The following is a 12,251-nucleotide window of genomic DNA, read 5'->3' on the forward strand; positions in this document are numbered from 1 at the left end:
CATGCGCTCTATTTCTGCCCTTGCTATGCTGATCGGCCTCTCACTGGCCGCGAGCGGCTGCGATAGGCAATCCGCTCAAAACGCGCAAGGCGCCGGCAACGACGCCGCGGTGGGCAATGCCCTCTCCCCCGATGAAGTGAGCCCGGACGAAGCTGCACCGGGGAGCGCGGGCAAGACCTTCTCCCATGTCATCGACCGCAGCCACAAGGGCGAGGCGATGCCGGACAAGCCCTTCACCACCATCGAGGGCAAGCCGGCGACGCTCAAGGCCATTGCGCGGGGCAAGCCGATGCTGGTCAATCTGTGGGCGACCTGGTGCGCGCCTTGCGTGGCCGAATTGCCTGCCCTCGACCGCGCCGCCAAGGCTGCGGAGGGCAAGGGCGTTAAAGTGATCGCCGTTTCTCAGGACATGGAGCCGGATGGCGTCCCCGCCTTCTGGTCGGCCCGCAAGCTCTCTACGCTGCAGACCTGGTTGGACCGGGAGAATGCGCTCGGCTTCCATTATGGCACCGGCACGTTGCCGACGACCATTCTGTACGATGGCGCGGGCAAGGAAGTCGCACGCATCGTCGGTGCGCTGGAGTGGGATGAGGAAGATGGGCAGAAACTGATCGCCGAAATCGGCGAGTAAGCCGTCCCGACTCCCCTAGCCGGAGATCATCGCCCGCAAGCTTTCGATCCGGTCGGCCTCATGGGCGGGCTTGTCATTGCGGATGCGGCTGATGCGCGGGAAGCGCATGGCGAGACCGGATTTGTGGCGCTTGCTTTCGTGGATCGAATCGAACGCGACTTCGAAGACCAGGCTCTTATCCGTCTCGCGCACCGGGCCGAAGCGATTGACGGTGTGGCGGCGGACGTGAGAATCGAGCCACTTCAGCTCCTCGTCGGTAAAGCCGAAATAGGCCTTGCCGACAGGCAGCAGCTCCGCGCCGGCATCGGGATCGCCATCCCAGCAGCCGAAAGTGAAATCGCTGTAGAAGGAGGAGCGCTTGCCGCTGCCGCGCTGGGCATACATCAGCACGCAATCGGCGAGCAGGGGATCGCGCTTCCACTTGTACCACAGGCCCGTGCGGCGGCCGGCGACATAAGGGCTATCCCGCCGCTTGAGCATCACGCCCTCGATGGCGTCATCGCGGGCGCGCTCGCGAATGGCGGCAAGATCGGCAAGGCTTGCAGCCTCGATCAGCGGCGAAATGTCGAAGCGGGTGGGGTCGAGCCGGGGGAGCAGCGCCTCCAGCACGGCGCGGCGCTGCTCCCAACTGAGCGCGCGGTGATCCTCGCCGTCGGAGAGCAAGACGTCGTAGAGGCGGACGAAGGCGGGAAAATCGGTGAGCATCGCCTTTGAGACGGTCTTGCGCCCCAGCCGCTGCTGCAAGGCGTTGAAGCTCGCCGCGCCGCCTTCTTCGCCGCCCTGATGGCTCCCCCGCACCAGCAGTTCGCCATCGAGCACGCCGGGCTCGCGAAATGCCGCCGCGATATCCGGGAAGCTGCCGGTGATGTCGTCCCCGGTGCGTGAGAAGAGCCGCGTGTCCCCGCCCGGCCCGGCGCCATCCGCCTCAGGCACATGGACGATCTGCACGCGGATGCCGTCCCATTTCCACTCGGCGCCATAGTCGGCCATATCGAGCGTTTCGCGCGCGATGACATCATCCTCCAGGGGATGCGCCAGCATGAAGGGACGGAAGGTGGGGATATGGTCGACGCGCGGCGGAGGACCACCCTTGGCGGCCCAATCGAACAGCGCGCCATAAGGCGGCGTCTGGCCGTGCCAATATTCCTCGACATCGTCCACCGGCACATCGAACGCCTGCGCGAAGGCGACCTTGGCGAGCCGCGCCGAAATGCCGATGCGCATCGCACCCGTCGCCATCTTGATGAGCGCGTAGCGGCCATTCACATCTAGCCGATCCATGAGCCGCGCCAGCGCTGGGGCGACGGACTGGCGGGTCATGGCGGACAGCGCCGCCACCGTTTCGCTCAGGCTCGGCGGATCGAGCGCAGCGGGATTGTCCGGCCAGAGCAGGCTCGCCGTCTCCGCCGTATCGCCGACGAAATCCCGGCTGAGCTTGAACAGGACCGGATCGACGCGGTCCATCAGCAAGGCGCGGATCGTGCCGGCCTTCACCGCCGGAAAATCGAGGCCGTCCGTCAGCGCAGCCAGCGCCCAGCCCCGGTCAGGATCGGGCGTCTCGCGCAGATAGGCGGCGATAAGGGCAAGCTTGCCGTTGCGCGAGCGGGTGTAGACGAGCGCATCCAGCAGGGCGGCGAAGGCCTCCATCAGTCGTCCTCATCCTCATAGCCGACAAGGGCGAGCGCGCGGGCACGGCGCTGATGCAGCTCGCACCAGCGCAGCAGCGCATCCTCCCGGCCATGGGTGATCCAGGTCTGCGCCGGATTCACCTCCGCAATCGTGGTCGTCAGTTCTGCCCAGTCGGCATGGTCCGAGATCACCAAGGGCAGCTCCACATTGCGCTGCCGCGCACGCTGCCGCACCCGCATCCAGCCGCTTGCCATGGCCGTGACCGGATCGGGCAGGCGACGGCTCCAGCGATCGTTGAGCGCCGAGGGCGGACACAGGATGATCTGCCCGGCCAGCGCACCCTTGGGCATTCCGGCGATCAATCTCAGCTCGCCGAGATCGACGCCGAGGTCTTCATACAACCGGCACATCCGCTCCAGCGCGCCGTGCAGATAGATCGGCTCGACATAACCAGCTTGGCGCAGCTCGGCGATGACCCGCTGCGCCTTGCCCAGCGCATAGGCCCCCACAAGGATGCAGCGTTCGGGATTGGCCTCGCGGGCCTTGAGCAGCTTGCCAATCTCCTCGCCGATGGGCGGGTGACGGAAGACCGGCAGGCCGAACGTGGCTTCGGTGATGAAGACATCGCAGGGCGTAATCTCAAAGGGCGGGCATGTCGGATCGGCCCGGCGCTTGTAATCGCCAGTAACGATCACCCGCTCGCCGGCATGTTCAAACAGGATCTGCGCGGACCCGAGCACATGCCCCGCCGGCAGGAATGTGGCCTGCACGCTCCCCGGCAGGCTGATCGTCTCGCCATAGGCCACCGGTTGCGCGGCGCCGGGCGGACCGTAACGCAAGTCCATGATGGCCAGCGTCTCCGGCGTCGCGATGCAGCGGCCATGGCCGCCCCGGGCATGATCGGCATGGCCATGCGTGACGAGGGCCGTCTCCACCGGATCGGCCGGATCGACCCAGGCCTTGGCCGGCACCACATGCAGCCCATGCGCCTCTGCGCGAATCCAGGAGAAGTCGGCCATGGCCTCTAAATGGCGACCGGCACGTCCCGGTTCCAGCGCGGCTTTGCGATGTGCCCCAAAGGACCTATATCATGGCCATGACAGATGCTGCTCCCCAGACCACAGACGTGCGTTCCTTCCTGTATCGCGATGGGTCTCTCGACCCGGATAGCGCCCGCCGGCTCACCGCCGAGGCGCTTACCGGCTGCGAGGATGGCGAGCTTTACTTGCAATATGTCGCGACCGAGAGCTTCGGGTTCGATGATGGGCGGTTGAAGACAGCGGATTATTCCACCGATGCCGGATTTGGCCTGCGCGGCGTCTCTGGCGAGATGACCGGCTTCGCGCACGCCAATGACATCAGCGAGCGGGCGATCCGCAAGGCAGCGCAGACGCTCCAGCTGCTCGACCCGGCGCGTGAGCCGATGACAACGCCGCCTCAGCGCACCAACCGGCATCTTTATACCGACGCCAACCCGCTCGATCTCGTCCCCTTCGCGCAGAAGGTCGACCTGATGGCCAAGATTGACGCCGCAGCGCGGGCCCGCGATCCGCGCGTGGTGCAGGTCTCTGCGGTGCTGGCCGGTAGTTGGTCGGTCGTTGAGATCGTGCGGCCGGATGGCTTCGTGGCGACCGACGTGCGTCCCCTCGTCCGCCTCAACGTCTCGATCATCATGGAAGAGAATGGGCGGCGCGAAACCGGCTATTTTGGCATTGGCGGGCGCTATCTCTACGATTCCCTGTTCGAGGAGGCGACCTGGCAGCGCGCGATCGACGAGGCGCTCAAGCAGGCGCAGGTCAACCTCCGCTCGGTGCCCGCCCCGGTAGGCGAGATGACCGTGCTGCTTGGTCCCGGCTGGCCGGGCGTGATGCTGCACGAGGCGGTCGGTCATGGCCTGGAAGGCGATTTCAACCGCAAGGGCACGAGTGCCTTCTCGGGCAAGATCGGCGAGCGCGTGGCGGCGCCGGGCGTGACGGTGGTCGACAATGGCGCGATGGACGCGCGACGCGGGTCGCTCAGCATCGACGATGAGGGCACCCCCACGCAGGAGAATGTGCTGATCGAAGACGGCATTCTGCGGGGCTACATGCAGGACCGGCTCAACGCGCGGCTGATGGGCGTGGCACCGACTGGCAACGGCCGGCGCGAAAGCTACGCCCATGCGCCGATGCCGCGCATGACCAACACTTATGCGCGCGCGGGCAACGACGATCCCGCCGAGCTGCTCAGCCGCGTGAAGACCGGCATCTTCGCGCGCAGCTTTGGCGGCGGTCAGGTGGACATCGTCTCGGGCAAGTTCGTTTTCTCCTGCACCGAGGCGTACAAGGTGGAAAATGGCAGGATCGGCGACCCCATAAAGGGCGCAACGCTGATCGGCGACGGCCCCGCCGCGCTGCACCGCATCGTCGGCATCGGCAACGACCTCGCGCTCGATGAAGGGATCGGCATGTGCGGCAAGGCGGGACAGGGCGTGCCGGCGGGCGTGGGCCAGCCGACGCTGCTGCTCGAAGGGCTGACAATCGGCGGCACGGGCGGCTGAGGCGCCGGTCGGGACGACTAGACGATGCCCTCACACCCCGGTCAGCAGCATGTCGAGCGCGTTCTTGATCCGGTATTCTTCTTGCGCGAGGGAGCCGGTGATTTCTTGGATTTCCGACACCGACACTGCACCTGCAAACTGGGTGACGAGCACCCAGTCTTCGCCCTGCATACGAAAGCGGGGATTGAGGCCCGGCCGGGGCGGCGGCGCGTCGTTTGGATAAGCCAGCGGAACGACAAACCGTGTGTTGATGCCCGACAGCACCTCAGCCTGACAGTCTACGACATACTGCCCCGACCTCAGCCGAACGACATCATACTGAGCCATTAAAACATGCGGTAACGGGCAAGGGGAAGGCCGTTCTTCTCAACCCACGCGTTGTGGGCTTCGACCCACTCCTTGTTCTCCTCCTGCCAGCGCCGCTCGCGCTCTGCCTTCGCCGCCGCGCGCAGGGCGGCTTCGCAGGTCTGGGAGAGATTGATCCCAGCCTCGCGCGCCGCTTCCACCACGCCGGTATCGAGCGAGAGATTGACTGGCTTGCGCTTGCCGGAGGCGATAGGATCAAGCTTCATATGCGCAAGCTATGCGCATGATCCATGCGCGTCAATGTGCGCATCCGACCAGCAAGACCTGAGGCCCCATGTCTGAATTCTTCACTGCCATTTCCGACAAGCAACGCAGCTTCATCGAGAAACAGCCGGTCTTCTTTGTCGCCACCGCGGCAGACGGCGCGCGGATCAACCTCAGTCCCAAGGGCATGGACAGCTTCCGCGTGCTGGGCCCCAATCTGGTCGGCTATCTGGATGTCGGCGGATCGGGCAACGAGACGCAGGCCCATCTTTCAGCGGACGGGCGCATCACCATCATGTTCTGTGCGTTCGACCAGCCCCCGCTGATCCTGCGACTCTATGGGCGCGGCAAGGCGGTGCTGCCTCAGGATGATGAATGGGATTTCGCCTCCCGGCCCTTCACGATCCTTCCCGGCACAAGGCAGATCTTCATGATGACGGTGGAGAGCGTGCAGGAAAGCTGTGGCTGGGGCGTGCCCTTCATGAGGCACGAGAAGGAGCGCGACACGCTCTCTCGTTATCATGAGCAGAACGAAACGCCGGAACGGCTGGCGCGCATTTCGACCCGGACGCAAAGCATCGATGGCCTGCCGGTGCGCGTGCAGGACCATTTTCCCGAGCGCAAGCCGGTGCAGGTGCATGTTGATCCCGACTGGGTACCGGCGGTGCTCAACCATTGGCTCAATGAGATCGGCCCGGAGGGCTGGTTCGATTCGAGCGAGGAAGAGGATGTGCGACTGACGCATCTCTTCCGCTCGCTTTGGGAAGCGCAGCGCGACAAGCCTGCCGATATGTTCGTGGCCGATGCCGACACGGCGCTGGCGGCGCTCATTCTGTTCGACCAGTTTCCCCGCAACATGTTCCGGGGCGAGGCCCGGGCCTTCGCAACCGATCCGCTCGCCCGCGAGATTGCGCGCGTGGCGCTGGAGCGTGGCTTCGACAAGGCATTCGTGGAGGGCGCCCGCGCCTTCTTCTACATGCCGTTCATGCACAGCGAGGATCTGGCCGATCAGGATTTGTGCGTGGCGTTGTTCAGCGAGCCGGGCTTCGAGCACAATCTGAAATTCGCCAAGGCCCACCGCGAGATCATCGTCCGCTTCGGCCGCTTCCCGCATCGCAATGCCGCGCTTGGCCGGGAAACCCGGCCCGAGGAGCAAGAGGCGGTCGCGGAGGGCAGCGGCTGGTAACCCTCCGCCGCTCGCAGCGGATCGTCGTCAGTCCGGCAGGCGCCAACTCAGGCGGACATCTGCATCGCCATTGGGCGCGATCAGCAGGCGCTGGTCCGGAATTTGTTGGGCACGCAGAATCTCGCGCACCATCTCGGCGCGTGCGGCCTGCCCCGCGATGGTGATGCCCAACGGCACTCGCCGCGCCGCCCAGACGGCCAGATCGAGATCGGCGGCCCCTTGCTGCGTCAATGCCTCGCCCGAAAAGCCGATGACCGGCAGCGGGGCGGGCGGCGGCGTCAACACCAGCGTCCAGCCATCCAGGCCGTCGGAGGCACGCCGTTCCAGCTGACGATACAGATCGAGCGACGCACCGGCCAGCGGCTGGGCTGCAACCGTGGCTTGCCGCCGGCCCCGGTCCACCAGCACCGCATCGCTTGACACGCCAGCGACGAGGGCCAGCCGGTCCACCGCCGTCGTCGCAAAGCGCTCAAGGCTCTGCGTGCGCTCGCGGGACTGTGCAGCGGCCACCTGAGCTGCCTCGCTATTGCCCGCCCCCACCTGGATCTGGTCGATGGTGACATCCAACTCCCGCTGCAGCGCATCGCGCAGGCTGGTCGCGGTGTCCCGCTCGGCATCCTTCGCATAAGTGGGCGTAAGCACGGTGGCGACGACCCGCATGGGCTGGCGGTTGAAGTCGGTTTCCAGATCGCTGATGCGTGCCGTCTGGGGGAACTGGCGCTGGATCACGTCCCGCACCTGGCGGGCGGCCAGCGTTTCCCAGGCGATGTGCCGCAAGGTAAGCGCCAGCGGCACCGAGAGCGCCGTCATGCAGACCACCATCACGATGCTTTGCAGCCGGGTATGGGCCGGGGTGAGGTGGGAACCAAAGCCGTAGAGCCGCGCCATGAATGCGGCCGTGAGCGTGATCGTGACCGTGTTGGTCATGAAGAGCAGGAAAGCACCGCCAGCGATGGTCCAGTTCCATGTGGCAATGCCGAAGCCGACGGCGGCCAGCGGCGGCATGAGGGCGATGGCGATGGCAACGCCCACGACCGTCTCGCCCCGCCCGCGAATAAGTGCATAACCGCCCGCGAGCGCCGAGAAGAATGCGACGAGGAGGTCGAAGAGATTGGGCCGCGTGCGGGCCGCAATTTCCGTCGTCACGGTCTGCACCGGTGAAACGAGGACGAACAGCGCGGTGAACGCAATGGCGATCACCGCCCCGACCGCCAGCGCGAAGCCGGATGCGCGCATTTCCGCAAAGTCCAGCGTCGCGAGCGCAAAGCCCAGGCCGATGATCGGCATCATCAGCGGAGACAGCAGCATGGCGCCGATGAGGACCGCGCTGGACGGCAGCAGCAGCCCGAGAATGGCGATGCCGGCGGATATGACCGTCATGAAGACATAACGCGGCGACCAGCCGGATTCCTCGACGATTCGCCGCAGGATCGCATCGTGATCCACCGTGGCAATCGAGCGTTCCCGCCAGCTGACCCAGAGGGGGTTGCGCGAAACCGCGTAGGTCTTGTTGGTCAAGCGATCGGCTCCTCTGCTACGTCCGTCATTCCACCGACGCCCTAGCAGGGAAAATTGCTGCGTTTCCAGTCCGCTGCCCCTGCGGGCGAGCCCGGATGTTACAACCGCCGAAGCTCGGTGCCGTCCAGAATCGCTTCGCAACCCAGCGCCAGCGGGTCGTCGGCCTCATCCAGCGCGGCGATGGTCACCCAGCCTTCCGCCCGGAGCGCCGCAGCCCGGGCACCATCATGGCCGATCGGCAAAAAGGCCCGCTGCGCGGCGGTGGTGCCGAACCCGGCGTCGATGAGCGGATCAGGGTAGAGCGAGAAGCCCATGGCCGGCTCAGCCTTGCCGTCAGCGCCCGCCACCGCGTAGCTGCCACCTCGGCCGATCTCGCCGATGAAGCCCTCGGCAAAGACAGAAAAGCCGAACCAGCTCTGATATTCAAAACCGTGGCGCTCGGTCGGATCGAGCGTGAGCGTGATGTCCCAGCCGATCGGCTTGGCAATCGCCCGCAGCGCCGCAATGAGGTTATCCAGCTTGCCTTTGGCTGGCCCCGCGTTGAAGGCCTGCAGCCGGTCCATGGCGGGGTGGAATGGCCCGGTCGCCTCGATGAGCGCCAGATAGGGCCGCGCGGCTTCGCCCAGCGCCGCCAGCGAACCTGCGTCCTTCGCGTCGAGACTGTCGCGGACCGCCTCGACGTCGCCCTGGGGGAGCGGCATCGGGCCATCGGCCAGCATCGTCACGAGATCGGGCAAGGTGAAGTCGATGGTGATGCCGCTGACACCGGCGCGCTGCAGCGCTTCGATGGCGACATTGACGATCTCGACTGCCGCCGCGACGCTGTCTGTGCCGATGATCTCGGCGCCGACCTGCATCCGCTCGCGCTCGGGCCGCAGCTGGTCGGCCCGCAGCTTCATCACCGGTCCGCCATAGCACAGGCGCAGCGGACGCGGGGTCGCAGCCATGCGGGTGGCGGCGATGCGGCCGATCTGGGCGGTCATGTCCGGCCGGATCGCCAGACTGCGTTGGGAGAGCGGATCGACGGCGCGGAGCAGATCTTCGGCGCGGGCCGACTGCAGGCGCGCGACCAGCGTTTCCTCAAACTCGGCCAGGGCCGGCATCACGCGCCGATAGCCATGCGATGCGACGGTATCGAGCACTTCGCGCACGAGGCGGGCGGAGGCCTCCGCCTTGGGCGGCAGACGATCGGCAAGCCCTTCGGGCAGCAATCCGGGAGCGATGGCTTCAGTCATGGCGCGGCATTTAGCCGATTCCGCTCGCCAAGCGAGGATAAATTACAAGCGTGACCGGCCCGACGCGATGACACGCCGGGCCGGGCCTTAATTTAGAACTTGAGCGGGCAGACCCGGTGCACGTTCGGCAGGGCGCAGATCTTGTCGACCAGCGTCTGCGGCACGGTATCGTCGACCGAGAGCAGCAGGATCGCCTCGCCACCGGCCTCACGACGGCCAAGGTGGAAGGTGCCGATGTTGATCTTGGCCTCGCCAAGAATGCCACCCACGCCACCGATGAAGCCCGGCGCATCGACATTGGCGATGTAGAGCATGGTGCCATCCAGATCGGCCTCGACCTTGATGCCGAACAGTTCGACCAGACGCGGCGCGCCGTTGCCGAACAGCGTGCCGGCCACCGACCGCTCGCCCTGCGAGGTCTTCACCGAGACGCGGATCAGGGTGCTGTAGTCGCCCTCGCGCTCGGTCTTGATCTCGCGCACCTCGATGCCGCGCTCGCGGGCGAGGAAGGGTGCGTTGACCATGTTCACCGTGTCCGTCTGCGTGCGCAGGAAGCCGGCGAGAACGGCCGAGACGATCGGCTTCTGGTTCAGTTCGGCCGCCGCACCCTCGCTGTGGATCGAGATCCGGGGGATGACGTCACGCGAAAGCTGGCCAACCAGGCTGCCCAGCTTCTCGGCCAGCGCCATATAGGGCTTGAGCTTGGGCGCTTCCTCAGCCGACAGGCTCGGCATGTTGAGCGCGTTGGTGACACCGCCGCTCAGCAGATAGTCGCTGAGCTGCTCGGCGACCTGCAGCGCCACGTTCACCTGCGCTTCGCTGGTGGACGCGCCGAGGTGCGGGGTCGAGATAAAGTTGGGCGTGCCGAACAGCGGGCTGTCCGTTGCCGGCTCGGTCTGGAACACGTCCAGCGCCGCGCCGCCGATGTGGCCGCTGTCGAGACCGGCCTTCAGCGCCGCCTCGTCGATCAGGCCGCCGCGCGCGCAGTTGATGATGCGCACGCCCTTCTTGGTCTTCGCCAGATTCTCGGCCGAGAGGATGTTGCGGGTCTGGTCGGTCAGCGGCGTGTGCAGCGTGATGAAATCCGCCTTGGCCAGCAGCGTGTCCAGATCTGCTTTTTCCACACCCATTTCGATGGCGCGCTCGGGCGTCAGGAACGGGTCGAAGGCAACGACCTTCATCTTGAGACCCAACGCGCGGCTGGCGACGATGGATCCGATGTTGCCGGCACCGATCAAGCCAAGCGTCTTGCCCGTGACCTCGACGCCCATGAAGCGGTTCTTCTCCCACTTGCCGGCCTGCGTGGAGGCATCGGCCTCCGGCAGCTGGCGGGCGAGGGCGAACATGAGGGCGATGGCGTGTTCGGCGGTGGTGATCGAGTTGCCGAAGGGCGTGTTCATCACCACGATGCCCTTGGCCGAGGCATAAGGAATATCGACATTGTCGACGCCGATACCGGCGCGGCCAATCACCTTGAGATTGGTCGCCGCGTCGATGATCTCCTTGGTCACCTTGGTGGCCGAGCGGATCGCCAGACCATCATATTTGCCGATGATTTCCTTGAGCTCGTCGGGCTTCAGTCCGGTGATTTCGTCCACCTCGCAGCCGCGCTCGCGGAAAATCTGCGCGGCCTGCGGGTCCATCTTGTCGGAAATGAGAACTTTGGGTTTGGTCATTTTACTGTCCTTCAAAGAGAGACAGTGCCCCTGCTAAAGCAGGGGCCCAGGGCGGAATGGCAATGCTGCTGGGCCCTGGGCTCCTGCTTTCACAGGAGCACCGGAAAGCGGGGGTCAGGCGGCAGTCGCGCTCAGCGCGGCCTTGGTCTCGGCATAGGCCCAGTCGAGCCAGGGGCCGAGCGCCTCGATGTCCGCAGTGTCGACCGTGGCACCGCACCAGATGCGCAGGCCAGCCGGGGCGTCACGATAGCCCGCAACGTCATAGGCGGCATCCGCCTTCTCGAGCAGCGAGGCCATCTTCTTGATGAAGTCGGCATCGGCGCCCTCGACGGTGAGGCATACGCTGGTGATCGAGCGGGTCGCCGGATCGGCGGCAAGATGCCCGAGCCAGTCGCGCGATTCCACAATGGCATTGAGTGCATCGGCATTGGCCTGCGCGCGGGCGATGAGGGCCTTGGCGCCACCGATGGTCTTGGACCATTCGAGCGCAAAGATCGCATCTTCGACCGCCAGCATGGACGGCGTGTTGATCGTCTCGCCCTTGAACACGCCCTCGGCCAGCTTGCCCTTGGACATCAGGCGGAACACCTTGGGCAGCGGCCAGCTCGGCGTGTACTGCTCAAGCCGCTCGACAGCGCGCGGGCCGAGGATCAGCACGCCATGGCCGCCCTCACCACCCAGCACCTTCTGCCAGGAGAAGGTGGCGACGTCGATCTTGTCCCACGGCAGGTCGTAGGCGAACACGGCGCTTGTCGCGTCCGCGAAGGAGAGGCCCTCGCGGTCGTCGGCGATCCAGTCGCCATTGGGAACGCGCACGCCCGACGTGGTGCCATTCCAGGTGAAAAGCACGTCGTTCGACCAGTCGACCGCATTCAGATCGGGGATCTGGCCATAGTCGGCGCGCAGAACCGTCGGATCGAGCTTGAGCTGCTTGGCGGCATCGGTGACCCAACCTTCACCGAAGCTCTCCCAAGCGAGCGTCGTAACCGGGCGAGCGCCCAGCATCGTCCACATCGCCATCTCGAAGGCGCCGGTGTCGGAGCCGGGCACGATGCCGATGCGGTGTGTCTCGGGCAGGTTCAGCAGCTCGCGCATCAGGGCGATGCAATAAGCGAGGCGATCCTTGCCGAGCTTTGAGCGGTGGGAGCGTCCGAGCACTTCGGTGGCCAGCTTCGCCGGATCATAGCCGGGCGGCTTGGCGCAGGGGCCGGACGAGAAATGGGGGCGGGCCGGCGTGGTCGCCGGCTTCGTAACGTCAGTCATGGTA

General features: G+C 65.8%; 11 protein-coding genes. 3 read left to right on the forward strand and 8 right to left on the reverse strand.

Annotated elements, in window-relative coordinates; translation table 11 throughout:
- Nucleotide 1: 1 nt before the first annotated feature.
- Nucleotides 2-631, forward strand: a complete 630-nt coding sequence (locus M2342_RS01010; protein ID WP_264577710.1) for a TlpA family protein disulfide reductase — start codon at nt 2-4, stop codon at nt 629-631.
- Between the two features lie 15 nt (nt 632-646).
- Here M2342_RS01010 and M2342_RS01015 read toward each other — a convergent pair whose 3' ends face one another.
- Together M2342_RS01015 and M2342_RS01020 are read right to left on the reverse strand one after the other, a co-directional pair.
- On the reverse strand, nt 647-2,278 hold the full coding sequence (locus M2342_RS01015) for a cisplatin damage response ATP-dependent DNA ligase (protein ID WP_264577711.1): 1,632 nt from the start codon (nt 2,276-2,278) through the stop codon (nt 647-649).
- A complete protein-coding gene (locus tag M2342_RS01020; protein ID WP_264577712.1) occupies nt 2,278-3,279 on the reverse strand; it encodes a ligase-associated DNA damage response exonuclease in 1,002 nt (333 codons plus the stop codon). The genes M2342_RS01015 and M2342_RS01020 overlap by 1 nt, the downstream gene beginning before the upstream one ends.
- 77 nt (nt 3,280-3,356) lie before the next feature.
- On the opposite strand from M2342_RS01020, the gene tldD reads away from it, so the two are divergent.
- The gene (gene tldD / locus M2342_RS01025; RefSeq protein WP_264579956.1) at nt 3,357-4,799 is read left to right on the forward strand and encodes a metalloprotease TldD; all 1,443 of its coding nucleotides are present in this window, start codon (nt 3,357-3,359) and stop codon (nt 4,797-4,799) included.
- A 30-nt stretch (nt 4,800-4,829) separates the two neighbouring features.
- Here the strand turns inward: tldD and M2342_RS01030 are convergent, their stop codons facing one another.
- Together M2342_RS01030 and M2342_RS01035 are read right to left on the reverse strand one after the other, a co-directional pair.
- A complete protein-coding gene (locus tag M2342_RS01030; protein WP_264577713.1) occupies nt 4,830-5,126 on the reverse strand; it encodes a CcdB family protein in 297 nt (98 codons plus the stop codon).
- Nucleotides 5,126-5,371, reverse strand: coding sequence for a type II toxin-antitoxin system CcdA family antitoxin (locus M2342_RS01035; protein WP_181561102.1), 246 nt, complete (start codon nt 5,369-5,371; stop codon nt 5,126-5,128). The genes M2342_RS01030 and M2342_RS01035 overlap by 1 nt, the downstream gene beginning before the upstream one ends.
- A gap of 68 nt (nt 5,372-5,439) precedes the next feature.
- On the opposite strand from M2342_RS01035, the gene M2342_RS17040 reads away from it, so the two are divergent.
- A complete protein-coding gene (locus M2342_RS17040) occupies nt 5,440-6,555 on the forward strand; it encodes a DUF924 family protein (RefSeq protein ID WP_319801070.1) in 1,116 nt (371 codons plus the stop codon).
- Nucleotides 6,556-6,582: 27 nt separating this feature from the next.
- On the opposite strand, the gene M2342_RS01050 is transcribed toward M2342_RS17040, so the two are convergent.
- The 4 genes from M2342_RS01050 to M2342_RS01065 form a co-directional block, all read right to left on the reverse strand.
- Complete coding sequence (locus tag M2342_RS01050) at nt 6,583-8,073, reverse strand: DUF389 domain-containing protein (protein WP_264577714.1); 1,491 nt, start codon at nt 8,071-8,073, stop codon at nt 6,583-6,585.
- 98 nt (nt 8,074-8,171) lie between these two features.
- On the reverse strand, nt 8,172-9,308 hold the full coding sequence (locus tag M2342_RS01055; protein ID WP_264577715.1) for an ATP phosphoribosyltransferase regulatory subunit: 1,137 nt from the start codon (nt 9,306-9,308) through the stop codon (nt 8,172-8,174).
- A 92-nt stretch (nt 9,309-9,400) separates the two neighbouring features.
- Nucleotides 9,401-10,984 carry a phosphoglycerate dehydrogenase gene (serA, locus tag M2342_RS01060; protein WP_264577716.1) on the reverse strand — a complete coding sequence of 528 codons (1,584 nt, stop codon included), beginning with the start codon at nt 10,982-10,984 and terminating at the stop codon, nt 9,401-9,403.
- Between the two features lie 114 nt (nt 10,985-11,098).
- Complete coding sequence (locus M2342_RS01065) at nt 11,099-12,247, reverse strand: phosphoserine transaminase (RefSeq protein ID WP_264577717.1); 1,149 nt, start codon at nt 12,245-12,247, stop codon at nt 11,099-11,101.
- Nucleotides 12,248-12,251: the final 4 nt, after the last annotated feature.

This window comes from Sphingobium sp. B8D3A (genome assembly GCF_025961995.1).
In the GTDB taxonomy this organism is placed as follows: domain Bacteria; phylum Pseudomonadota; class Alphaproteobacteria; order Sphingomonadales; family Sphingomonadaceae; genus Sphingobium.